The organism is Sphingomonas aurea (assembly GCF_030678875.1).
In the GTDB taxonomy this organism is placed as follows: Bacteria; Pseudomonadota; Alphaproteobacteria; order Sphingomonadales; family Sphingomonadaceae; genus Sphingomonas; species Sphingomonas aurea.
The window spans coordinates 231,799-254,311 of record NZ_JAUUDS010000001.1 but is presented as its reverse complement, the minus strand read 5'-3'; the positions used below and the strand labels follow the sequence as shown (position 1 = coordinate 254,311).

The window sequence follows — 22,513 nt, the reverse complement described above, 5'->3', positions numbered from 1 at the left end:
TGCGGTGCCAGGGTATGGCGGCCCGGCACCGGGCTGGCAATGCCAGCCCGGCCGTGCGATGAAACCGCAAAATAGCAGAGAGGACAGCCCCGATGGCCACTGCCGTCCCGATCCGCCCGCAGGTCGCCGAAGCCGAGTGGGAGGCGCGCCAGCAGCTCGCCGCCTGCTACCGCGTGTTCGACATGCTCGGCTGGTCCGAGATGATCTACAACCACATCACGCTGAAGGTACCGGGCGACGAGGGCGCGTTCCTCATCAATCCGTTCGGGCTGCACTTTTCCGAGGTGACGGCGTCGAGCCTGGTGAAGATCGATATCGACGGCAACAAGCTGGACGATAGTCCCTATCCGGTGAACCGCGCCGGATTCGTGCAGCACGCGCTGTTCCATCGCCACCTGCCCGACGCGCACTGCATCATGCACACCCACACGACCGCCGGCATGGCGGTGAGTTCGCTGGAAGGTGGGCTGCGCCCCATCAACTTCTATGCCTGCAACTTCGCCGGGCAGATCGCCTATCACGATTTCGAGGGCGTGACGGTGCGCGACGAGGAGGGCGAGCGGCTGCTCGCCCATCTGGGCGACAGGCGTGTCATGCTGCTGCGCAACCACGGCATCCTGGTGATGGGGCGTACCCTGCCGGAGGCGTTCATCAAGCACTGGTCGCTCCAGCGCGCCTGCGAGATCCAGCTCGCCACCCTGTCGATGGGCGGTCGCCCGCTGGAGGTCGCGGATGAGGTGGTCGCCGTCCATCAGCGCGACCTGCACCTGGCGCAGGTGCCGGGCGGCCCGGGTGCCGCCGACTTCGCCGCGATGGTGCGGCTGGTCGACAAGCGGGACACCGGCTGGCGGAACTGACTAGCCGAAGCGATAACCCGAGACGACCCAGCCGAGCACCGTGTCGCGATAGTCGCAGACCGCCGGACCATCGCCGCCGGCGCCGAGCGCGACCATCAGCGGCAGCAGATGCTCCGCCTCGGGATGGGCGAAGCGGGCGTGGGGCAGCGTCTCCCACCCCGCCACGCGCGCCGTGCGCCGGGCTGGATCGGGATCGGTGACCGCCGCGGTCAGCGCCGCATCCCACTGCGCCGCGACCGGCGTGACCGCCGGGCCACGGGCACGCAGATTGTGGAAGCTCATCCCCGATCCGACGATCAGCACGCCCTCGTCGCGGAGCGGTGCCAATGCGCGGCCGATCGCGATATGCGCCGCCGGGTCGAGATCGGCCCTTAGCGACAGCTGCGCGACGGGGATGTCGGCGTCCGGCACCGCGACCTTCATCGGTACGAACACGCCGTGATCCCAGTCGCGGCTGGCGTCCTCGGCGATCTCGTGTCCGGCCGCGCGGAGCAGCGTCGCCGCACGCCGCGCCACGGCGGGGGCGCCGGGCGCATCCCAGCGCAGGTGATAGGTGTGCTCGGGGAAGCCGTAATAGTCGAACAACAGCCCCGGTCGGTCGCCGGTCTGCACGGTCGGCACCGATGTCTCCCAATGCCCCGACACGATCAGGATCGCGCGCGGCCGCTCCGGCAGGCTGTCGATCAGCCCCGCCAGATAGGCCTGCATCGGCCGCCACATCGGCTCGGGCGGTCCGCCGGCCGGATCCATGAAAAAGCAGGGGCCGCCGCCATGCGGCACGAACAGGGCAGGAAGTGTCATGCGGCGAATGTCGCGACCGCCCGGCAGGGTGACAAGGCGGCGGAACGAAACGGCCCGTTTCCTCTCCCCGCTCCTTCGCCTACAAGCTGCCGCCGATGACCCGCTTCACCGTCAACAACCAGTCGGTCGAATATCTGCTCGATCCCGAAACGCCGCTGCTGTGGGCGCTGCGCGACGCGTCGAACCTGACCGGCACCAAATATGGCTGCGGCACCGGGCATTGCGGCGCCTGCACCGTCGACGTCGACGGGCGCGCGGTCCGGTCGTGCCGGATGACGATCGCCGAGGCGGAGGGCACCTACGTCACCACGATCGAGGGCCTCTCGCGTGAGCGGGCGCATCCTCTGCAACTGGCGCTGCTCGCCGACAATGTCGTCCAGTGCGGCTTCTGCATCCCCGGCATCGTCATGGCCGCGCAGGCGCTGCTCCGCCGCAACGCCGACCCGGACGAGGACGCGATCCGCGCCGCCATCACCAACCTGTGCCGCTGCGGCATCTATCCCCGGCTGGTCGAGGCGATCGGCCGCGCCGCCCGCGCGGCGCGGGGGGAGGACGTGATCCCGGCGGGTGCCCGGCCCGACATCGACCCGGCCGATGCGGCACGCGCGATCCCGGCACTGGTGCCGCGGGGTCGGTAGTCTGCCGTTAGAGGCAAATGCGATCAGGACCGCACGCATCAAGCCCCTCCCCTTCAGGGGAGGGGTTGGGGTGGGGCGCTTCCCCGGGCGGCGCGCCTGCGGATACGCCCCACCCCCGGCCCCTCCCCTGAAGGGGAGGGGTGCGCAGTCGTGATCGCAGATGGCTCTAGGTCAAGGGGAGCTTCTCTCGTCATGCCGGCTCGTCCCGACTGACGTGTCTCGCGCGTCCATCGCCCTCAGGCCGCGGTCCAGCCGCCATCCATCGACAGGTTCGCGCCAGTGATCTGCGCCGCCTCGTCGCGGCACAGGAACAGCGCCAGCGCGGCGACCTGCTCGGGCGTCACGAACTCCTTGGTCGGCTGGGCGGCGAGGAGCACGTCGTTCATCACCTGCTCGCGGGTCAGTCCACGCGCCTTCATCGTGTCGGGGATCTGGTTCTCGACCAGCGGTGTCCAGACATAGCCGGGCGAGATGCAGTTGGCGGTGATCTTCGCCTGCGCAAGCTCCAGCGCCACCGCCTTGGTCAGCCCGGCGACGCCGTGCTTGGCGGCGACATAGGCCGCCTTGTTGGGGCTGGCGACGAGCGAGTGGGCGGAGGCGGTGGAGATGATCCGGCCCCACCCCTTCGCCTTCATCGCCGGGATCGCCGCGCGCATCAGGTGAAAGACGCTCGACAGGTTGATCGCGATGATCGCGTCCCACTTGTCGGGCGGGAAGTCGGCGACCGGCGCGACGTGCTGGATGCCGGCATTGGCGACGACGATGTCGCACCCGCCCGTCTCTGCCACCGCGCGCTCGACCATCGCAGCGATCTGCTCGGGCCGGGTCATGTCGGCCGGGTCGTGGAGCGCGACCGCGCCGCTGGCGGCCGCCAGCTCCGCGCGCGCCGCCTCGATCGCGTCCGCCTCGCCGAAGCCGTTCAGGACGACGCTTGCCCCCTCGGCCGCGAAGGCGCGGGCGATCGCCAGCCCGATGCCGGAGGTGGAGCCGGTGACGACTGCGGTCTTGCCAGTCAGGAACATGCCATTCTCCCTATCCCGCCTGCCCATGCGGCCAAGACGACCGGCGATCAACCGTGGACCTTCGCAGCAGTTTCGCGCATTTCACCTGCGCAACGAAGAGGGGCGATCGGTCATGCGGCTCGACGATTTCGATCCGAACATCAATGTCGGCGACCAGCGCGGACAGGGTGGCGGCTTTGGCGGCGGCGGGGGCGGCGGGCTGTTGTTCGGGCTGCTGCCGCTGATTGGCAGCCGCTTCGGCTGCGGCGGGATCGTCGTCGTGCTGCTGCTGATGGCGGTGTTCGGCGGGCTGGGCAATCTCGGCTCGCTGATCGGTGGCGGCGGGTCGCCGTCGACGCAGGTCACCCGCTCCGCCCCCGCCGGCCAGGGCGGCACCGCCGCCCAGCAGGCATGCACCGTCGATGCCGAGAGCCGCGCCGCCTGCAACGCGTTCAGCTCGGCGCAGAAGACCTGGGCGGCGATCTTCGCCCAGTCCGGCCAGCGCTTCCAGGCACCATCGCTGCAATTCTATGGCGGTTCGGGCCGGTCGGGCTGCGGCGCGGCGCAGGCGGCGATGGGGCCGTTCTATTGCCCAACCGATCAGGGCATCTATCTCGACACCAGCTTCTTCAACGAGCTGGCCAACCGTTTCGGCGCCAAGGGCGACTTCGCGCAGGACTACGTGATCGCGCACGAGTTCGGCCACCACATCCAGAACCTGCTCGGTACGTCCGACCAGGTGCAGCGCGTCCAGCGTTCGTCGTCTGAGCGGGAGGGCAACGCCGCCTCGGTTCGGCTGGAGCTGCAGGCGGACTGCTATGCCGGCGTCTGGGCGGCGGCCAATCGCGACCGGCTCGAGCCGGGTGACGTCGAGGAGGGCATGACCGCCGCGCAGGCGATCGGCGACGACACGCTCCAGCGCGAATCCTCTGGTCGCGTGATGCCCGACAGCTTCACCCACGGCACCTCGGCGCAGCGCATGGCGTGGCTGCGGCGCGGCATGGAGAGCGGCGATCCCGCCCAGTGCGACACCTTCTCCGGCGCGATCTGACGCCGACACGAAAAGGCCCGGCCACCTGATCGGCGACCGGGCCCTTCCCCTAGCGATCGTGGGGGATCAGTAGGTGCCGGAGAAGCTCCGGTTCAGGTTCGTCTTGCCGTCGTCGGGACGGTCGTTCGACCCGCCCGAGCGACTATTGTCGCCATAGCCGAACATCGCCGACTGGCGATCCTCGTCGCGCCATGCCTGCTTGGCCTCGTCCGCCGACTTGGACAGCGTCACCTTGTCGTCGACCGAGGTGATCCAGCGCGACGGGATCGAGTGGTGCTGGCCACCGGCATCGGCATCGTTCTTGGTCAGCAGGATGCGGTCGCCGCGCACCTTGTCGACCGTGCCGACATGCGCGCCGTCGGAGCCGACCACCTCCTGATGCTCGGTCACCTTCTTCAGCAGGTCGCGCTGGCCCTGCCGACCGGTCCGCCAGGTCGAGAATTCCTGCTCGAACCGCGAGCGGTTCTCCTGGCGATACTCGTCATAGTCGCGGTCGAGCGCGGCGATCTGGCCGGAGCGCCAGCCGTGATAGTCCTGGTCGTGCTGGCCGCCGGCATAGTAGCGCTCGTCGTAGCGTGCATCCGCCTCGCGCCGGCGCTCGGCATCGTCGTCGCCGAACCAGGAGCGGACCTCGTCGCCCGCGCGCTGGAAGAAGCCGCGATCCTCATAGTCATAGCCCTGTGGCTGACGGCCATAGCCGCCGCGGCCCTGCTGCTGCTGACGCCCACGGTAATTGTCGTCATCGGCATGGGCATAGCGGCCGACATCCTCGAACCGGTGCCCGTCCGACGCGTAGGAACCGCGATACTCGCCGCCGGAGCGCGCCTGGGTGCCGTAGCGATCCTGCCGGCCATAGCCGCCACCCTGCTGCTGGCGGCCGTAATCGCTCCGACCCTGATCGTAGCGGCCTGTATCCTGGCGACCGTAATCCTGGCGACCATAGCCGCCCTGCTGCCCGCCGACGCGGTCGCGCTGGGCGTAGCGCTGGTTGCCGTATTCGCGCCGGCCGTAGCGGTCCTGCCGACCGTCATGCTCGTCGAGGCGACCGGCGGCGGCATAATCGCGCGCGCTGGAGTAGGTGTAGTCGCGGCCCGTGCCATAATCCGGCCCATAGTCCTGCGCGCCCGAACTGGTGGTGTAATCGTCCTGGTAATTACCCCGCGGATAGCGCTCATAGCCCATGATCGTCTCCTGTCTCTGCGGCGCCGGCGCGTCCTTTGCAGATACGCTCGGGTCCATTGGGAAAAACGGGTGGTCGGGTGCGATGTTCCGGCTGGTGCCGACCGGCGACGGCGCCTCGTCGCGATGCACCGTCACCCCGCCGCGCATGTCCGGCGGACAACATATTGCAATGGTGGAGAGGGCCCGCTAAGGGCGTCGCTCCCGGCCGTGCCGGGGATCGAAGGTGCGGGGCCGTAGCTCAGATGGGAGAGCGCTGCAATCGCACTGCAGAGGTCAGGGGTTCGATTCCCCTCGGCTCCACCACCCACCTTCGACAGCGATTTTCCACCCGCCGCATCACCCTGCGCCATCGCGCGTTGAGCGGCGGATGACGCCTTCCGATCCGATCCCCGCCGCCACCGTCGTGATCCTGCGCGATCGCGTGGATGGACCGCCCGAGATGCTGATGGTGGAACGGGCCCGCACGCTTGCGTTTGCCGGCGGCGCGCTGGTGTTTCCCGGCGGACGGGTCGATCCGGGCGACCGCGCGCTCGGCGGCGACGACGAGACGGCCGCCCGTGTCGCCGCGATCCGCGAGACGCTGGAGGAGACCGGCGTGGCGATCGGGCTCGATCCCCTGCCCCCGCCCGCAACGCTCGCGGCGATCCGCGCCGCGCTCCATACCGGCGGCGATTTCGGGACGCTGCTCGCCGGAGCCGGTATCGCGATCCGACCGGACCTGCTGATTCCCTTTGCCCGGTGGCTGCCCTCGCATCCGCTGACCCGCGTGTTCGACACCCGCTTCTACCTCGCGCGCCTGCCGGAGGACGCCCCGGCCGCTTCGGTGGATCACACCGAGAATGTCCGACTGCTCTGGACCACCGCCGCCGGGGTGATCGCAGAGGCCGCGGCCGGGCGGGCGACGCTGATCTTCCCGACGCTGAGGAACCTCGAACGGCTCGCCCGCTTCGCCAGCCATGCCGAGGCGGTGGCCGACGCCGAGGCATATCCGGTGCGGACGATCACGCCGTTCACCGCCGTGGTGGACGGGGTGGAGCATCTCTGCATCCCGGACGACCTCGGCTATCCGGTCGTATCGGTGCCGCTCGACCGGGAAGCACGCGGGTGAGCGGCGCGCCGCTGCTGCGCGCGCTGCGTCGCGTGGCGGGGACGGTGGTGATCGCCGGCGTGCTTGCCGTCCTGCTGTTCGTCGGTTGGGCAGCGATACGGGGGCGGCCGCAGGACCTGCCCTGGACGCCGCTCGACCTGGGCCAGCCGATCGGATTGTTCACGGGCCGAAAGCTCGCCGCGCTGACCGACGACTTCCCGGCCTGCCGCGCCGCACTCGACCGCGCCGGTGTCCGCTACACCGTGCTGCCGCCGCGCGGGCAAAGGGGAGAGACGTGCGGTTATGCCGATGGCGTGCGCTTCACCTCCGGCGGTCCGCGACGGGTCGGCTTTACGCCAGCCGACCTGGGCGTCGCCTGCCCGGTCGCCGCCGCACTGGCGGTGTGGGAGTGGGAGGTGGTGCAGCCCGCCGCACGGACGATCCTGGGCAGCCCGGTCGTCGCGATCGAGCATTTCGGCAGCTATAGCTGCCGTCGCCTCTATGGCCGCGATGCGGGCAGCTGGAGCGAGCATGCCACCGCCGACGCGGTCGACATCGCCGGCTTTCGCCTGGCGGACGGGCGCCGCCTGACGATCGTGGGCGACTGGAGCCGCGAGGGTCAGGGCGCCGACGCCCGGTTCCTGCGCACGGTGCGCGACGGCGCGTGCCGGCTGTTCTCCACCACCCTGTCGCCCGATTATAATGCCGCGCACCGCGACCATCTGCACCTCGACCAGGCGAGCCGCGGCGCGACCGGCTGGCGCGCGTGCCGCTGACTCAGCTGGCCAGCCACTGGCCTGGCTCGACCTTCTCGACCCAGTAGGGGAAGAAGGCAGGCTGGCGGTTCGACCAGCCCGAGGCGGTAGCTGCCGCCTCGCTGATCGACTGGAGCAGCTTGCGGCGCAGTTCCGGGTGAAGATGCGGCAGCGCTGCGGCAGCGCAGAAGGCGGCGGGGAGCCATGGCCGTACCTCCGCGCCGATCAGCCGTTCGTAGAGGAAGCGCACCGCCGAGAAGCTCGGCAAGCGTCCCTGCCCCAGATCGAAGGCGACGATGGTGACGAGCGGCGCCAGGAACGGCTCGACCGAGTCCAGCCCGCTGTCGTCGGGTACCAGTTCGCGCAGCTGCGGCAGGGCGCGGTAGAGGCGAGCCTGGGCGCGGATGCTCGCCGCCTCGACAACGTCGCGCGACCAGCGAGCCATCGCATCGTCGCGGTCCAGTCCGATATCGAGCGAGCGGCGGATGTAGCGCTGTGTTGCGGCCGGGAAGCTCGCGAATTCCTTGATCTCGGCCAGGGTCATCGTTCCCTCGGCCGGCTTGCTCCTGGCACCCATCGCGTTCACCCCGCCCCAGCATGTCCAACCGGGTGACCCTAGCGAAAGGTGGTTAACACCACCCTTAACGATCGGGCCAGCCGGCAGGTGCAAGGAACGATGAAAGCCGTTGCACCGCAACACGCGATGCGACGAGCCGAGCGGCCCGCCGCATCATCCCGGCACAGTGATGCGGCAGCGCCACATCGTTGGTCAGGCGTCGCGCTGGCGCTCCGCCTCTTCGTCGAAGCCGGACGACGGTGCGGGTTCGCCACGCGAGGGATCGGAAATGGCAACCGGGTCGCTGCCGTCCATGCTCTCGTCCAGGCCATTGTCGAGGCGGGCATCGACGCTGTCGGGGTTCTTCTGGAGCCGCTTGGTGATCGACTTGTCCTGCCCGGCATCGCCGCGGGGATCGCGACCATTGCCCTCGGCGGGCTGGTCGTCGGCATCGGGGGCGACCGACAGGCTGTCGAGCGCGCGATCGTCGATGGTCATGGATCAATCCTCTCGAAGTCGTTCCCGATATAGAACGACCAGCCCGCGCCCGCGTTCCGGCGGATCGCTCAACCCCGTCGCGTCACCCGCACCTGCTGGCGCTGGAGGAACGCGGTGCCGAACACGGTCATGAAGGCGATGTCGGTGGCGTCGCGGCCGACCACGACGCCGGCGATCTCGCGCGCATCGGCCATGCCCGTGGCATCGACCAGCCGCCACGCGCCATCCAGCCACAGCTCGGCCACGGCATGGAAGTCGGGCGGATCGACGCCGGGGGCATAGGCGGCGACGCAACGCGCGGGGATTTCCGCCGCCCGGGCCAGCGAGACCAGCAGGTGCGCATAGTCGCGGCATACGCCGGTGCGGCTGGCGAAGGTGTCGAGCGCGGTGGTGGTACCGCTCGTGTCGGTCGCGCCATACGTCAGCTCGGCGGCGACCCAGTCCGCCAGCGCCGCCGCCATCGCCCCGCCCTGAAGCCCGGCGAAGCGGCGGCGAACGAAGCCCTCCAGCCGGTCGGACGGGCAGTAGCGGCTGGGCAGCAGATAGGCGACGACCTCACCCGGCAGGCCGCGCGGTGGCGTCGCACCGAAGCCGGCGAGCGACACTGGCGCGCGGTCCACCGCGACCTCGGCGCGATAGCGTGCCTGGAAAAGACCGGCGGCGCGCACCCAGCTGCGCTGGCCGATCCCATCCTGCCCCGGCACCGCGGCGATCGGATGGTCGGACCAGATGGTCAGCGCGCTCTGCGCCAGCCGCTGCTCGGACGTCGCCGCCACCTCGATCTGCAACAGGATATCGCACTCGGCGGGAAGGACATATTCCAGGTCGACCTCGACCGACAGGCGACAGGTCATCGAACGTCACACCCGAACAGAGAAAAGGGCCCGGCAGTCGCCCGCCGAGCCCCGAAGAAATCCTGTCAGCCCGAACTTAGTCGCGGCTGGAGCCGAACAGGCGCAGGATGAACAGGAACATATTGATGAAGTCGAGATACAGGCTGAGCGCCGACATCACGACGACCTTGCCCTCCATGTCGGTGCCGGCGACGTGCGCATACATGCTCTTCGTGCGCTGCGTGTCGTAGGCAGTCAGACCGGCGAACAGCAGCACGCCGACGGCGCTGATGAGCATGCCCAGCGGACCCGACTGGACGAAGATGTTGATGACGCTGGCGACCAGCAGGCCGACGACGCCGATGATGAGAAAGGTGCCGAACGCCGACAGGTCCTTCTTCGTCGTGTAGCCGTACAGGCTGAGCGCCGCGAAGCCGGCGGCGGTCGCGAAGAACGCCTGCGCGATCGCGATCGGGCTGTACTGCAGGAAGATCGTCGACAGCGACAGGCCCATCAGGACCGCGAAGCCCCAGAACATCATCTGCAAGGTCGAGGTCGACATGCGCCCCTGGCCGAAGCTCATGCCGAACACGATGCCGAGCGGCGCGAACATGATGACGTACTTCAGGATCCCGGGGCCGGTGAACACCGCCTCCGCCTGGCCGCTGACCGCGAACAGCAGCGCGACGATGCCGGTCAGCAGCACGCCCGACGCCATGTAGTTGTAGACCGACAGCATGTACGAGCGGAGACCCGCGTCGTAGGCCGCGTCACCCGCCCGCGCGCGCGTCGTTCCGAACGGCGCGGCGGTTGGCCGAGGATCAGACCAGTTAGCCATCTCTGAAAAATCTCCTTATCCCGGCATCGGCCCGCCACGGGCCACCGGATGATTGCAATATCGGCCCCGTCCCGGCAGGTTTCAAGCGAAACCGGCATGGCCGGACCGTCAACATGACAATTTTGTTAGTTAATCATACGCATGATCCGCCTGTTCCTTGCCTTGCGGCCGCCGCCCTCGTTGCGGGAGATGCTGTTCGACGTCATGGACGACGTGCCCGGCGCGCGTTGGCAGGACGACGAGCAGCTGCACGTCACCCTGCGCTTCGTCGGCGAGGTCGACCGGCCGCAGGCGGAGGATCTCGCCGCCGCGCTCGGTCAGGTCCACGCGCCGGCGCCCATGGTGTCGCTTGCCGGGGTCGGCAGCTTCGACCAGCGCGGGCGTGTCGATACGCTGTGGGCCGGGCTGTCGCCGGCCGAGCCGCTCGCGAGGCTGCATGCCTCCGTTGAGCAGGCATGCGCGCGCGCCGGGCTGCCACCGGAGCGGCGCGCCTACAGGCCGCACGTCACGGTCGCCCGGCTGGCCCGCTCGGCCGGCTCCTCTCCGGCGATCGCGGCGTGGCTGGTGCGGCATGCGGCGCTGCGCAGCGCGCCGGTCGCCTTGCCGCACCTGATCCTCTATCGCAGCCATCTAGGCCGGTCGGGCGCGAGTTACGAGCCGGTCGCGCGCTGGCCGCTGGAGGGGTGATGGAACCGGCGGCGCGACCGCTGGTTCGCTCGAAAGCGAAACGGGAAAGGGAAAAGACCATGCGGACGCAAACGATCGTGGGAGTGACCGTGCTGGGAGCGGCGGCCATGCTGGCCGGCTGCCAGACCGACCGGACGGACCGGAACGCGGGTGCGGCGAGCTATCGCACCGCGACCGCGATGATGCGCACTGCGAGCAACGCCGATGCGGGTCGCGCGACGGCGACCGAGGTTGAGGGGGGCCTGCGCTTCACCCTCGACGCGCGCAGCCTGCCGCCCGGCACGCACGGGGCGCATGTCCACATGGTCGGCCGCTGCGACGCGCCCGACTTCACCACCGCCGGCGGACACTGGAACCCGACCGCGCACCAGCACGGCACGATGAACCCGCAGGGGCCGCATGCCGGCGACATGCCGAACCTGATCGTCGGCACCGACGGACGCGGCACGATCGGCGTAACCATTCCGGGCGCAACGATGGCCGGACTGCTCGATGCGGACGGCGCCGCGATGGTCGTCCACGCCAACGCCGATGACCTGAAGACGGACCCGTCGGGCAACAGCGGCGCGCGGATCGCCTGCGGCGTGTTCCAGCCGGCCTGAGGTCAGCCGACTTCCTCTCCTGCCGCCGCGGCCCGCGCCTCGCGCGTGGCTTCGGCGGCGGGGACCAGGCGATAGGCGGCGATGGCGGCGGTCAGGGTGATCGGCACACTGAGGAGGAGCGACAGCATGCCGGTCGACAGGCTGCCGCTCAGCGTCGACACCCGCCCCGCCAGATAGGGGCCGAGTGCCAGCCCCAAAAGCGTCGTGCCGATGAAGAAGGTCGCGGTCGCCGTGCCCCGCATGCGTGGCAGCACCAGATCCTGCGTGGTCGCCGCCGCCGCGCCGAGCGCACAGGCCGCGGTGACCTGCGCCAGGAACAGCATCGGATAGAGCAGGCTGGTGCTGTTCGCGGTAAACGCGAGCGCCAGGAACGGAGCCGGCACCACCGCGCCGAAGATCACCACCGCCAGCCGCCCCGCCGGATTGCGCCGGTGCAGCCGGTCGGCGGCCATTCCGCCCAGCGTCACCCCCAGGAACCCCGCGCCCGCGCCGATCGCGCCGATCGCCAGCCCGGCGCTCGCCGGCGGCGCACCCAGCACGCGGAGCGCGTAGGGCGCCGCCCAGAAGCTCGCCGCATAGGCCATGAACGCGTTCAGCCCATAGGCGACGACGGTGCACAGGAATGCCGGCGTGCCGAGGATCAGGGCGAAGGTGGCGGGATCGCGCCGCTTCAGCGCGCACGACCAGGAGAATACGGCATAGGCGCCGATCCCCACCGCAACCCATTGCGGCCAGGGCTCGCCGAGCAGGACGAGCCCGGTCACCGCCCCGGCGGTGACGGCGGCGGCGATCAGATTGATCGCCAGCGCTCGCGCGCCGCCCTGCGCCGCGCCCCACAGGGTCAGGGGCGGGATGATCGTGACCAGTTCGGCCGCGAAGGCGCGGAACGGCGCCGGATGGCGCGGCGGCGGCGGCAGCCCCTCGACCGCGCCGCGATGCGGCTCGCGCAGGGTGGCGATCCACGCCGCGACCAGCAGGCCCGGAATGCCGACCGCCAGGAACGCCGCCTGCCAGCCGACCAGCCCCAACGGTCCGCCGCCCGGCCAGGCGCGATTCCAGTTCTGGACGATCAGCCCGCCGATGAACAGCGACGCACCGCCGCCGACATAGAGGCCGGCCGAGTATATCGACAGCGCGGTGGCGCGCAGGTGCTTGGGAAACCAGTCGGAGATCAGCGAATAGGCCGCCGGGCTAGCCGTCGCCTCGCCGATCCCCACGCCGATCCGTGCCGCCGCGAGGTGCGTACCGGTGCGCGACAGGCCGGACAGCGCGGTCATCGTCGACCACAGCGCCAGCCCCATCACCATCAGCCGCCCGCGATGCCAATTGTCGGCGAGCCGCCCGAGCGGGATGCCGAACAGCGAGTAGAAGACACCGAATGCCGTGCCGTAGAGGAAGCCCAGATCCTCGTCGCGCAGCGCCAGGTCGCGCTTGATGTCCTCCGCCAGGATCGAGATGATCTGCCGGTCGACGAAGTTCAGCACATAGACGAGGAACAGGATGCCGAGCACGTACCAGGCATAGCGCGACGCGCGCGGGCGCGATCCGGGGGGCGCGGCGGCGGCGTCTGGCATGCTCTCTCCCGGTGACATTCTTGTCTGGCGACAGGCGTATCAGATGCGGGAGGCGGGGCAAGCCTTGTGCTCCCGCGAAGGCGGGAGCCCAGTGCCTTGGGAGCCACGGATGCGGGGCTGAAGAACACTGGGTTCCCGCCTGCGCGGGAACACGAAGGAGGGTGACCTAACGCAGCCGCCGCTGGTTGAACGCGATCGCTTCGGGATCAAAGGCGGAGAGCGGCTGGTCGAGATCACTCGGCAGCGGCTGCTCGCGTGGGGGTGGCGGGCCGAGATCGGCGTAGGAGAGCGGGCGCCGGCGCTCCTCGCGGCGCCATGGCCGGTCGCCCCAGCCGCCGCGGCCCCAGATCAGGTAGAGTGCCGCCCACACCACCACGCCTGCCGCGATCCCGGCGGTGACGGCGAAGGCGAGCGGATCGGGCGCGCCCGGCAGGCCCGCGGTCGCCATCACCGACGCGACCTCGGCCGGCGTCCAGCGCGACAGCAACAGCACCACCGTCACACCCACGGCGGCACCGCCGAAGCCCGGCACCTGCCGCAGCGGATAGCGGGCCGATGCCGGGCGGGCAGTCTCGGAAACGGAACGGGTCATCTCGCCGATTGGAGACGAGCGGAGCCGGTCCGGTCAAGCCTCTACACGCGGGCGGGCGCTCCATCGCGGCACACCCGCTCCGCGCCACCGGGCTTCAGGCGTTCTCCTCGGCCAATTCCTCGACCAATGCGTCGATGATCGCCTGGTTGAACGCAGGAATGTCGTCGGGCTTGCGGCTGGTGATGAGGTTGCCGTCGACGACCACTTGCTCGTCGACCACCTCGGCGCCGGCATTTTCCAGATCGGTGCGGATCGAGGGGAAGCTGGTCAGGCGCCGGCCATCGATCACGTCCGCCTCGGCGAGCAGCCAGGGGCCGTGGCAGATCGCGGCGACGATCTTGTCGTCCTCCATGAACTCGGCGACGATCTCGACCGCGCGGTCCTCCTGCCGCAGCTTGTCGGGGTTGCAGGTGCCGCCCGGCAGGACCAGCGCGTCGTAATCGTCGGTATCGACCTGATCGAGCGTCAGGTCCGGCGTCGCCATCTCCGCCTTGTTCAGGTCCTGCTCCATGCCCTGGATCGGGTCGGCCTTGATCGAGGCGAGCGTCACGGTCGCGCCGGCGGCTTCCAGCGCCTTTTTCGGCTCGAACAGTTCCACCGTCTCGAATCCGTCGGCGGCGAGCATGAGGATTCGGGCTTTGCTGAGGTCGGGGCGCAGGTCAGGCATGAGGATACTCCTGTCGGGGGACTTGAGGCGCCTGAACCCCCGTGCCCCGTCCCCCGTTCCGGAACGAAGCGCCCGCCCGCGCATTGGCCGAGACGAAGCGAGGAGCGTCGATGGCAGTCAGAATCGTTTATTCCGATGATTCGAAACCGGGGATAACCCGCCGCAAGATCAGGGAAAAATGGGCCTATTACCGCCCGGACGGCGAGCGGGTGACCGACCGCGACGAGATCGACCGGCTGAACGGCATCGGCCTGCCCCCCGCGTACCGCGATGCCTGGTTCAACCCGCGCGCCAACGGCCATATCCAGGCGGTCGGCTGGGACGAGAAGGGCCGCAAGCAGTATCGCTACCACGCCGACTTCCGCGAGGCACAGGAGGCGTCGAAGTACGAGAAGTGCGCCGATTTCGGCCACTGTCTGCCCAAGTTGCGCCGCAAGGTGGAGGCGGACCTGACCGCCCGCGGCCTGACCCGCGAGCGGGCGATCGCCGCGGTCGTCCGCCTGCTCGACAGCGCACATATCCGCGTCGGCAACGAAGCCTATGCCGCCGCCAACGAGAGTTTCGGCGCGACCACGCTGCGCAAGCGCCACGGACAGGTGAAGGGCCAGACGCTGAAGCTGCGCTACAAGGGCAAGTCGGGCAAGATGCGCGACGTGAAGGTCTCCGACCGTTCGCTGGCGCGCACCGTCCGCCAGATGCAGGACCTGGACGAGCAGCACCTGTTCGCCTGGGTCGACAAGGCCGGCGAAGCGCACCCGGTCACCTCGTCCGACGTCAATGACTATATCCGCGACGCGACCGGTACGGAGTTCACCGCCAAGCATTTTCGCACCTGGGCGGCGAGCGTCACCGCGTTCGAGGCGCTGGCCAAGGCAGAGGCGGACCTGAGCCTGAAGGCGATCCTGGAGCCGGTGGTGGAGAAGCTGGGCAACACCCCCGCGATCGCGCGCAAGAGTTATGTCCACCCCGCGCTGATCGCGCTGGCCAAGAAGGGGCAGGCCGCGTTCCGGCGTGGCATCCGCCTGCCCCGCTCCGCCCGCTATCTCAGCCGCGAGGAGCGCGGGCTGATCGCCTTCCTCGAAGGGCTCGCGCCCGCCGCCACGCTGGCCAAGGCCGCCTGACATGGCCGCGAAGACCACCAATGCCGAGCCGCTGTTCGACGCGGCTGGCTTCCAGAGCCAATATACCGGCCTGCTGTCGTCCGCGATCGAGTGGCTGCAGGGCAACTGGCTGCGCATCGTCGTCGCGTTCGCGATCGGCGCGATCATCGTGGTCGCGCTGCACTGGCTGCGCGGTCTCGGCAAGCGGCTGTGCGCGCGCGACCGCACCGGCACCGGCTGGGGTCGCATCCTCGGCAAGGCGGTGGCGCGGACCGGCAGCTTCTTCATCGTCATGCTCGCCGCCAAGCTGGTGCAGGGTTACGCCGGCACACCGGGTCCGGTCAGCAGCACGATCGAGTTCCTGTGGATCGTCGCCTCGGTCTTCCAGGCGGCGATCTGGGCGCGCGAGCTGATCCTGGGCGCGGTCGAGCATCGCACCAGCGCGGACGGCTATCAGGGCGAGGCGCTGCTGTCGGCGATGGGGCTGATCCGCCTGCTCGTCACCGTCGCGCTGTTCGCGGTGGCGCTGGTCGTGGTGCTCGACAATCTGGGCGTCAACGTCACCGGCCTGGTCGCAGGGCTCGGCGTCGGCGGCATCGCCATCGGCCTGGCCGCGCAGGGCATCTTCGCCGACCTGTTCGCCGCGCTCGCGATCATCTTCGACCGGCCGTTCCGGCGCGGCGACAAGGTTTCCTATGACCAAACGTCGGGCGTGATCGAGTCGATCGGGCTGAAATCGACGCGCATCCGGTCGTTCAACGGCGAGATGCGGGTCATCTCGAACCGGCAACTGCTGGACAAGGAGATCCAGAACACCTCGAACCGCGACCATGTCCGCATCGCGCTGACCATCGGTGTCGCGTACGAGACGCCACCCGACACGCTGGCGCGGGTGCCCGCCATCCTGCGCGAGATCGTCGAGGCGGAGAAGGCGAAGCTCGCCCGTGCCAGTTTCGAGAGCTTCGGCGCCTCGTCACTCGATTTCGTCCTCCAGTTCGACATTCCCGGCGACGACTGGCCGACTGCGCACGCCACCCGCGACCGGGTGATGGTCGGCGTGATCCGCCGCTTCGCCGCAGAGGGGATCGCGATCCCCTATCCGACCCAGACGACCTTCACCGCCGCGCCCGACGGATCGCTGGTCATGCCCTACCCCCAGGTGCAGCCGGTCCATGTCGAGGAGGGAAGCGCGCTACGGCCAGCATGACTTCGGCGACAGGCGGCACGCCCCCGCTTGTCGGGGGGCGCTGGCCCGCGTAACGCACGCGCCGCAATGGCGACCTCCACCTATCGCGAGTCCGGGTCGCCGCTGCGCCGCGCCACGTCGTTCACGTTCGCCGTGGGCGTACAGCTCCTCCTCCTGTGGCTGCTGTTCCACCTGGGCACCCGCACGCCGAAACAGCCGGACGAGCCGCCGCTCAGCACCTTCGCGCTCGATGCCGAGCGTCCGGCGGCGCGTGCCGCCGCCAAGGCGACGACCGCGCGCCGGGCCCCGACCAGGAGCGCCAGCAGCAGCGCCGCCGCCTCGACCCCGCCGCCCGTCCGCACCCCGCCGGTGCCGAGCGAGAAGGCGGTGTGGCCGACGATGCTGTCCGATTCGTTCGACCTTGCGCGGGCACCAAAGGGCGACCGCAGTGCCGAGGAGGGTCATGGCGACGCCGACGCACGCGGCGACAGCGCTGTCGCCTATGGTCCCGGCGCCGGACCAGGTGGCCAGCGGCTCTACGACGCCGACTGGCAGCGTGAGCCGAGCTCTTCGGAGATCAGCGGCTATCTGAAAACGGCGCCGCCGCCCGACAGCTGGGCGCTGATCGCCTGCAAGACGGCGGAGGATTACCGGGTCGAGGACTGCCGCGTGCTGGGCGAGTCGCCGATCGGCTCGGGCCTTGGCCGCTCGATGCGCGAGGCGGCGTGGCAGTTCCGCATCCTGCCGCCGCGGCTGGGCGGCAAGAAGCTGCTCGGTGCCTGGGTGCGGATCCGGATTTCGTGGACCCAGAACGGCGCGCAGTTGCGGTAGGGCGCGATCCGCCGCCCCGGCGCAGGCTGGCAATCCCGTCAGCCTTCAGCAGGCACTTCTCCCGTCGTCATGCCGGGCTCGTCCCGGCATCCACTGTTCCGCAAGAACAACGACTTGAGTATGTGCGGCTCGGTGGATGCCGGGACAAGCCCGGCATGACGACGTGAGTTTGCAAAGGTGCCGTGAAGGTCGTGATGACGATGTTGCGGACGAATCTTAGATGCCGCCCTCGTCCAGGCTCAGCAGCGTCGCATTTCCGCCGGCAGAGGTCGTATCGACCGACACCGCCCGCTCCGCGCAGAAGCGGTAGAGGTAGTGCGGCCCGCCCGCCTTCGGTCCCGTGCCCGACAGCCCCTCGCCGCCGAACGGCTGCGAGCCGACGACCGCGCCGATCATCGACCGGTTGATATAGAGGTTGCCGACCGCCGCCTCTGCCTCCGCCACTTCGGCCGCGCGGGCAATGCGGCTGTGCAGGCCCATGGTCAGGCCGTAACCCTTGGCATTGACCCGCGCGATCGTCTCCGACAGCTTGCCCGCTTCCCAGGTGGCGACGTGCAGGATGGGGCCGAACCACTCCTGGTTCAGCTCCTCGATCGCGCCCAGCCGGATCAGCGTCGGCGGTACGAACAGGCCGTCCGCCGGCACCTCGACCGTCTTCAGCCAGCGGTCGCGCACCGTCTCCCGGTAACCCATCAGCCGGTCGTACGCCGCCCGGTCGATCACCGGTCCGACATCGGTCGCCGGATTGCCGGGATCGCCGATCCGCAGCGTGTCCATCGCGCCGCGCAGCATCTCGATCACCGTATCGGCGACATCCTCCTGCACCAGCAGCAGCCGCAGCGCCGAGCAGCGCTGCCCCGCCGAGCGGAACGAGGAGGCGATGACGTCGGCCACCACCTGCTCGGGCAGCGCGGTCGAATCGACGATCATCGCGTTGATCCCGCCCGTCTCCGCGATCAGCGGCACGATCGGGCGGTCGTCATCCTCGACCAGCGTCCGCGCGATCCGCTTGGCGGTGGCGGTCGATCCGGTGAAGGCGACGCCCATCACGCGGGCGTCCGCCGTCAGCGCCGCACCCACCTCTGGTCCGCCGGGGACCAGCACCAGCGCGTCGGCGGGGATGCCTGCCCGGTGCGCCAGCTCGACCGCGCGAGCGGCGATGCGCGGCGTCTGCGGCGCGGGCTTGGCGACCACGGTGTTGCCCGCGACCAGCGCCGCGGCGGTCTGGCCGAGGAAGATCGCCAGCGGGAAGTTCCACGGCGCCACCGTCGCCCACACGCCCCGCCCCTCGATATGGAGCGTGTTGCGCTCGCCGGTCGGCCCCGGCAGCTCGACGGGGCGTAGCCGCGCGCGTGCCTCGCCGGCATAGTAGCGGCAGAAATCCGCGGCCTCGCGCACCTCGCCGATCGCGTCGGCGATCGTCTTCCGCGCCTCCTGCACACAGATCGCCATCAGTTCGTCGCGATGCTCCTCCAGCAGGTCGGCGAGCCGCTCCAGACAGGCGGCACGCTCGTCCACCGGGGTCACCTGCCAGTCCGGGAAGGCGGCATGGGCGCGGGTGACGGCTTCGGCGACGTTGCCTTCCGCAACGGGCGCCGATGCCACCGGTCTGCTCACCGCCTGCACCGTCCGCTCCAGCACCGCCACGTCGCTGAGGTCGAGGCCGGCCGAATTGCGATGCCCCGGCGCGAACAGGTCGCGGGGCAGCGGGATGCTGGGGTGCCGCGCGCCGCCGACCGCGGCAATCTTGGCAACGGGATCGGCCAGGATCTCCGCCTCGCTCAACCGCTCGTCGGCGAGCTGGTGGACGAACGACGAGTTCGCGCCATTCTCGAGCAGGCGCCGGACCAGATAGGCGAGCAGGTCGCGGTGGCCCCCGACCGGCGCATAGATGCGGCAGTGATAGCCATTCTCGCGCACCAGCCGCTCGTACAGCCCGTCGCCCATGCCGTGCAGCCGCTGGAACTCGAAATCACGGTTGTTGCCCGCCCATTCCAGGATGGTGGCGACGGTCAGCGCGTTATGGCTGGCGAAGGCGGGCCGGATATTATCCGCAGCCAGCATGTCCTTGGCCACCGCCAGATACGACACGTCGGTCGCCGCCTTGCGCGTGAACAGCGGATAATCGGCTAGCCCCTCGACCTGCGTCCGCTTGATCTCGCTGTCCCAGTAGGCGCCCTTGACCAACCGAACGTTCATCAGCCGGTCGAGGCCGTTCGCCCAGGCGACTACCGGTCGCGCGCGCTTGCCATAGGCCTGCACCGCCATGCCGAACCCGTCCCAGCCCTTCAGCGACGGCAGCGCGGCGACGGTGCCGATGATGTCGAGGCTCATCTCCAGCCGCTCGGATTCCTCGGCATCGACGGTCAGTGCGATGCCCTTGGCCGCTGCCTGCACCGCCAGTGCCTCGAGCATCCCGGTCAGCGCCGGCACGCACTCGCTCCACCGCGCCACCTCGTAGCGCGGGTGGAGCGCAGAGAGCTTGACCGACACCGAATGCCCTGCCGCCGGATCGCTGCCCACCGCGTCGATTGCGCCGACATAGGCCTGAAAATAGCGGTCGGCGTCGGCAAAGGTCCGCGCCGCCTCTCCCAGCATGTCGAAGCTGGCGGTGAAGCCCTTGTTCTCCGGCTTTTTCATCCGGCGCATCGCCTCGTCGATGGTGCGGCCCATCACGAAGATCTCGCCCATCATCTTCATCGCCGCGCCGACCGCCTGGCGGACGAACGGCTCGCCTGCACGGCTGATGAGGCGGCGCAAGGGACCAGACGGCCCCTCGCCGACCAGCACGCGGCCGACGACCAGACCCCAGGTCGCGCTGTTGACCAGCTTGCTGTTCGACTTGCCGGCATGGGCGCGCCAGTCGGCATCGCCCAGCTTGTCGGCGATCAGCAGGTCGGCCGTTTCGGGATCGGGCACGCGCAGGAACGCCTCGGCAAGCGACAGCAGCGCGATCCCCTCCGACGAGTTCAGCCGGTATTCCTGCAGGAACTGGTTCACCCAGCCGCGCCCCTGCGCCGCGCGCAGATCGGCGAGCAGGCCACCGGCATGCCCCATGATCCGCTCACGCGAATCAGCGCTGGTGGCGGCCCGGTCCAGCAGCGGCTTTAGAACATCGGGTTCGGGCGCGCGGTACAGCTTTGCCATGGTTTCACGGGCGGCGGACGTTACGGCTGTGGTCATCGTCGAACTTTCGGTGCGGCAAGGCTTGCGACACGGGGCCGCGGGAGCCTACAGGATGACGACGCGCTTAGCGCCAAACGCCTGTCGAGGGGAATGCCGTGGCGACGATCGCCATCGAACAGCTGCCGTCCATCATCGGCCAGTCGTTCGCGTCGGAGTGGGTGCTGGTCGATCAGGCGATGATCGACGCCTTTGCCGCGGCGACCGGCGACCACCAGTTCATCCATGTTGATCCGGTCGCCGCCGCGCAGACCCCGTTTGGTGGCACGATCGCGCACGGCTTCCTCACGCTGTCGCTGATGCCGATGCTGATGGAGCGGTCCGACGTGCCGCGCCCCGCGGGCATTCGGATGGGCGTCAATTACGGCTGCAATGCACTGCGCTTTCTGACCCCCGTGCGTTCGGGCTCACGCGTCCGGGGCCATTTCAAGCCATTGTCGATCACCGAGAAGCGACCCGGCCAGTTCCAGCAGGTCACCGAGTTCACCGTCGAGATCGAGGGATCGGACAAGCCGGCGCTCGCCGCCGAGTGGATCAGCCAGTTCTTCATCTAGTTTTTCCAAAAGGACATCACCGCCATGCGCTCTGCCGTCATCGTCTCCACCGCACGCACCCCGATCGGCCGCGCCTATCGCGGCGCGTTCAACAACCTGCCCTCCCCCACCCTTGCCGGCCACGCGATCAAGGCTGCGGTGGAGCGTGCGGGTCTGGGCGGGGCCGAGGTCGATGACGTGGTCTGGGGCTCGGCGCTCCAGCAGGGGCATCAGGCCGGCAATATCGCCCGCACCGCCCTGCTGCGCGCGGGCCTGCCGACCACGGTCTCGGGCATGTCGCTCGACCGCCAGTGCGCCAGCGGGCTGATGGCAATCGCAACGGCGGCCAAGGAGATCATCGTCGACGGCATGGACATCGCGATCGGCGGCGGCGTCGAGAGCATCAGCCTGGTCCAGACGCCCAAGATGAACGTCGCGCCCGATCCCGAGCTGGTCGCGATGCACAAGGACATCTACATGCCGATGCTCCAGACCGCCGAGGTGGTCGCGAAGCGCTATGGCATCACGCGCGAGCAGATGGATGCGTACAGCCTCCAGTCGCAGCAGCGCACCGCCGCCGCGCAGGCCGCCGGCAAGTTCGACGACGAGATCGTGCCGGTCGCCGCGACGATGGCGATCGTCGACAAGGAGACGAAGGAGGTCAGCCACAAGGAAGTGACCCTGTCGAAGGACGAGGGCAACCGCGCCGATACCACGCTGGAGGGTTTGTCGTCGCTGAAGCCGGTGCTCGGCCCCGATTACGCCATCACCGCCGGCAATGCCTCGCAGCTGTCGGACGGCGCGTCGGCCTCTGTGCTGATGAGCGAGGACGAGGCGGGGCGCCGCGGGCTGACGCCGCTGGGTCGCTATGTCGGCATGGCGGTGGCGGGCACCGAGCCCGATGAGATGGGTATCGGTCCCGTCTTCGCCATCCCCAAGCTGCTGGAGCGCAACGGGCTGAAGATGGACGATATCGGCCTGTGGGAGCTGAACGAGGCGTTCGCGGTGCAGGTGCTCTATTGCCGCGACAAGCTGGGCATTCCGGGCGAGTTGCTGAACGTGAACGGCGGCGCGATCTCCATCGGCCATCCCTATGGCATGTCGGGCGCACGGATGACCGGCCACGCGCTGATCGAAGGCAAGCGCCGCGGGGCGAAGTACGTTGTCGTCACCATGTGCGTTGGCGGCGGCATGGGTGCTGCGGGGCTGTTCGAGGTGCTGTGATCCGATTGAAACCGTCTAGCCGGAATGCTATGTAATCGACAGGCGATGACATAAGCGCCTTTCTGTGAGCCCCGATCGTTGCAGCGGTCGGGGCTCTAAACGTTTGGGGCCCAGCTTGCAGGCCAGGCCCCGCCCGTGTGCTATTCCTTGCGCGCGACCTCGACGACCTTCACGACCAAGGTCGCGAAGGCGAAGAGGACGCCCAGGAACAGGCACAGATCGGCGAACGACATAAGT

Annotated in this window: 23 protein-coding genes and 1 tRNA gene; 13 read left to right on the top strand and 11 right to left on the bottom strand. The window is 69.4% G+C overall.

Annotated features, from left to right (window positions below; all coding sequences use genetic code 11):
- The first annotated feature begins 92 nt into the window (after positions 1-92).
- Complete coding sequence (locus Q5H91_RS01310) at positions 93-857, top strand: class II aldolase/adducin family protein (RefSeq protein WP_305171422.1); 765 nt, start codon at positions 93-95, stop codon at positions 855-857.
- Here the strand turns inward: Q5H91_RS01310 and Q5H91_RS01305 are convergent, their stop codons facing one another.
- Entirely contained in the window at positions 858-1,658 is an 801-nt protein-coding gene (locus Q5H91_RS01305; RefSeq protein WP_305171421.1) for a DODA-type extradiol aromatic ring-opening family dioxygenase, read from the bottom strand.
- A 95-nt stretch (positions 1,659-1,753) separates the two neighbouring features.
- Here Q5H91_RS01305 and Q5H91_RS01300 point away from each other — a divergent pair, with 95 nt between their 5' ends.
- Complete coding sequence (locus tag Q5H91_RS01300) at positions 1,754-2,296, top strand: (2Fe-2S)-binding protein (protein WP_305171420.1); 543 nt, start codon at positions 1,754-1,756, stop codon at positions 2,294-2,296.
- Between the two features lie 236 nt (positions 2,297-2,532).
- On the opposite strand, the gene Q5H91_RS01295 is transcribed toward Q5H91_RS01300, so the two are convergent.
- The gene (locus Q5H91_RS01295) at positions 2,533-3,318 is read right to left on the bottom strand and encodes a 3-hydroxybutyrate dehydrogenase (RefSeq protein ID WP_305171419.1); all 786 of its coding nucleotides are present in this window, start codon (positions 3,316-3,318) and stop codon (positions 2,533-2,535) included.
- Between the two features lie 112 nt (positions 3,319-3,430).
- On the opposite strand from Q5H91_RS01295, the gene ypfJ reads away from it, so the two are divergent.
- Entirely contained in the window at positions 3,431-4,348 is a 918-nt protein-coding gene (ypfJ, locus tag Q5H91_RS01290) for a KPN_02809 family neutral zinc metallopeptidase (RefSeq protein ID WP_305171418.1), read from the top strand.
- Positions 4,349-4,414: 66 nt separating this feature from the next.
- Here ypfJ and Q5H91_RS01285 read toward each other — a convergent pair whose 3' ends face one another.
- Positions 4,415-5,677 carry a DUF2171 domain-containing protein gene (locus Q5H91_RS01285; RefSeq protein WP_305171417.1) on the bottom strand — a complete coding sequence of 421 codons (1,263 nt, stop codon included), beginning with the start codon at positions 5,675-5,677 and terminating at the stop codon, positions 4,415-4,417.
- An 80-nt stretch (positions 5,678-5,757) separates the two neighbouring features.
- On the opposite strand from Q5H91_RS01285, the gene Q5H91_RS01280 reads away from it, so the two are divergent.
- The 3 genes from Q5H91_RS01280 to Q5H91_RS01270 all read left to right on the top strand — a co-directional run bounded on the left by Q5H91_RS01280 (position 5,758) and on the right by Q5H91_RS01270 (position 7,393).
- A tRNA-Ala gene (locus Q5H91_RS01280) sits at positions 5,758-5,833 on the top strand.
- Positions 5,834-5,897: 64 nt separating this feature from the next.
- Positions 5,898-6,638 carry an NUDIX hydrolase gene (locus Q5H91_RS01275; protein WP_305171416.1) on the top strand — a complete coding sequence of 247 codons (741 nt, stop codon included), beginning with the start codon at positions 5,898-5,900 and terminating at the stop codon, positions 6,636-6,638.
- 14 nt (positions 6,639-6,652) lie between these two features.
- Positions 6,653-7,393: an extensin-like domain-containing protein gene (locus Q5H91_RS01270; RefSeq protein WP_370655231.1), complete on the top strand. Its 741-nt coding sequence runs from the start codon at positions 6,653-6,655 to the stop codon at positions 7,391-7,393.
- Between the two features lies 1 nt (position 7,394).
- Here Q5H91_RS01270 and Q5H91_RS01265 read toward each other — a convergent pair whose 3' ends face one another.
- From Q5H91_RS01265 to Q5H91_RS01250, 4 genes are all read right to left on the bottom strand, one after another.
- Positions 7,395-7,949: a hypothetical protein gene (locus Q5H91_RS01265; protein WP_305171415.1), complete on the bottom strand. Its 555-nt coding sequence runs from the start codon at positions 7,947-7,949 to the stop codon at positions 7,395-7,397.
- Positions 7,950-8,141: 192 nt separating this feature from the next.
- Entirely contained in the window at positions 8,142-8,426 is a 285-nt protein-coding gene (locus Q5H91_RS01260; RefSeq protein ID WP_305171414.1) for a hypothetical protein, read from the bottom strand.
- Between the two features lie 68 nt (positions 8,427-8,494).
- Positions 8,495-9,280, bottom strand: coding sequence for a transglutaminase-like domain-containing protein (locus Q5H91_RS01255; protein ID WP_305171413.1), 786 nt, complete (start codon positions 9,278-9,280; stop codon positions 8,495-8,497).
- A gap of 76 nt (positions 9,281-9,356) precedes the next feature.
- Entirely contained in the window at positions 9,357-10,097 is a 741-nt protein-coding gene (locus tag Q5H91_RS01250) for a Bax inhibitor-1/YccA family protein (protein ID WP_305171412.1), read from the bottom strand.
- 141 nt (positions 10,098-10,238) lie between these two features.
- Between Q5H91_RS01250 and thpR the strand changes: the two genes are divergently transcribed.
- Together thpR and Q5H91_RS01240 are read left to right on the top strand one after the other, a co-directional pair.
- Positions 10,239-10,784: an RNA 2',3'-cyclic phosphodiesterase gene (gene thpR / locus Q5H91_RS01245; protein WP_305171411.1), complete on the top strand. Its 546-nt coding sequence runs from the start codon at positions 10,239-10,241 to the stop codon at positions 10,782-10,784.
- Positions 10,785-10,843: 59 nt separating this feature from the next.
- Positions 10,844-11,386 (top strand): superoxide dismutase family protein, encoded by a 543-nt coding sequence (locus Q5H91_RS01240; protein ID WP_305171410.1) that lies wholly within the window; start codon positions 10,844-10,846, stop codon positions 11,384-11,386.
- 2 nt (positions 11,387-11,388) lie between these two features.
- Here Q5H91_RS01240 and Q5H91_RS01235 read toward each other — a convergent pair whose 3' ends face one another.
- The 3 genes from Q5H91_RS01235 to Q5H91_RS01225 all read right to left on the bottom strand — a co-directional run bounded on the left by Q5H91_RS01235 (position 11,389) and on the right by Q5H91_RS01225 (position 14,219).
- On the bottom strand, positions 11,389-12,960 hold the full coding sequence (locus tag Q5H91_RS01235; protein WP_305171409.1) for an MFS transporter: 1,572 nt from the start codon (positions 12,958-12,960) through the stop codon (positions 11,389-11,391).
- A 166-nt stretch (positions 12,961-13,126) separates the two neighbouring features.
- A complete protein-coding gene (locus Q5H91_RS01230; RefSeq protein WP_305171408.1) occupies positions 13,127-13,552 on the bottom strand; it encodes a hypothetical protein in 426 nt (141 codons plus the stop codon).
- Positions 13,553-13,646: 94 nt separating this feature from the next.
- Positions 13,647-14,219 (bottom strand): type 1 glutamine amidotransferase domain-containing protein, encoded by a 573-nt coding sequence (locus Q5H91_RS01225; protein WP_305171407.1) that lies wholly within the window; start codon positions 14,217-14,219, stop codon positions 13,647-13,649.
- Positions 14,220-14,329: 110 nt separating this feature from the next.
- Between Q5H91_RS01225 and Q5H91_RS01220 the strand changes: the two genes are divergently transcribed.
- The 3 genes from Q5H91_RS01220 (at position 14,330) to Q5H91_RS01210 (ending at position 17,336) form a co-directional block, all read left to right on the top strand.
- A complete protein-coding gene (locus Q5H91_RS01220; protein ID WP_305171406.1) occupies positions 14,330-15,340 on the top strand; it encodes a DNA topoisomerase IB in 1,011 nt (336 codons plus the stop codon).
- Position 15,341: 1 nt separating this feature from the next.
- A complete protein-coding gene (locus Q5H91_RS01215; RefSeq protein ID WP_305171405.1) occupies positions 15,342-16,526 on the top strand; it encodes a mechanosensitive ion channel family protein in 1,185 nt (394 codons plus the stop codon).
- Positions 16,527-16,592: 66 nt separating this feature from the next.
- On the top strand, positions 16,593-17,336 hold the full coding sequence (locus tag Q5H91_RS01210; protein WP_305171404.1) for a hypothetical protein: 744 nt from the start codon (positions 16,593-16,595) through the stop codon (positions 17,334-17,336).
- 216 nt (positions 17,337-17,552) lie between these two features.
- Here Q5H91_RS01210 and Q5H91_RS01205 read toward each other — a convergent pair whose 3' ends face one another.
- Complete coding sequence (locus Q5H91_RS01205; protein WP_305171403.1) at positions 17,553-20,519, bottom strand: L-glutamate gamma-semialdehyde dehydrogenase; 2,967 nt, start codon at positions 20,517-20,519, stop codon at positions 17,553-17,555.
- A 98-nt stretch (positions 20,520-20,617) separates the two neighbouring features.
- Between Q5H91_RS01205 and Q5H91_RS01200 the strand changes: the two genes are divergently transcribed.
- Positions 20,618-21,073, top strand: a complete 456-nt coding sequence (locus Q5H91_RS01200) for a MaoC family dehydratase (protein ID WP_305171402.1) — start codon at positions 20,618-20,620, stop codon at positions 21,071-21,073.
- Between the two features lie 24 nt (positions 21,074-21,097).
- Positions 21,098-22,276 (top strand): acetyl-CoA C-acyltransferase, encoded by a 1,179-nt coding sequence (locus tag Q5H91_RS01195; protein ID WP_305171401.1) that lies wholly within the window; start codon positions 21,098-21,100, stop codon positions 22,274-22,276.
- Positions 22,277-22,513: the final 237 nt, after the last annotated feature.